The organism is Staphylococcus canis, from assembly GCF_016238445.1.
In the GTDB taxonomy this organism is placed as follows: Bacteria; Bacillota; Bacilli; order Staphylococcales; family Staphylococcaceae; genus Staphylococcus; species Staphylococcus canis.
The window spans coordinates 1-392 of the sequence record NZ_JABANU010000069.1; the positions used below are offsets into that span (position 1 = coordinate 1).

General features: G+C 33.7%; 1 protein-coding gene. It reads right to left on the bottom strand.

The window, feature by feature from the left end; genetic code table 11:
- On the bottom strand, positions 1-392 hold a 392-nt coding region (locus HHH54_RS10935; protein ID WP_285891548.1), incomplete at both ends, for a group II intron maturase-specific domain-containing protein.

The following is a 392-nucleotide window of genomic DNA, read 5'->3' on the forward strand; positions in this document are numbered from 1 at the left end:
GCTTTAAAATAAGTTGTCTGATACGACGGTTCAACCACTTTTGTATTCGTTGGACAAATACTTTAATAAAACCTCTACCGAAGTAATTTATCCAACCTCTAGTAATTGCGTTGATTTCTGTTATAATTTCTTTGAATGTGCCATGTCTATTTCTTCTTGTGACCCACTTTAATTTGGCTTTTAAGTTTCTTTTTGCTTCCATAGTGGGTCTGAAACGACAAGTGCCATTTGTTTTCATTATCAGACAACTCAAGAACTTTAAACATGTAGGAGAACCCACTTTACTTTTATCTTTATTCACTGTTAATTTCAGGTCTTTTTCGATAAAATTTGTGATACTTTCCATAACACGTTGTCCGGCACGTTTTGATTTTACAAAGATGACGAAGTCA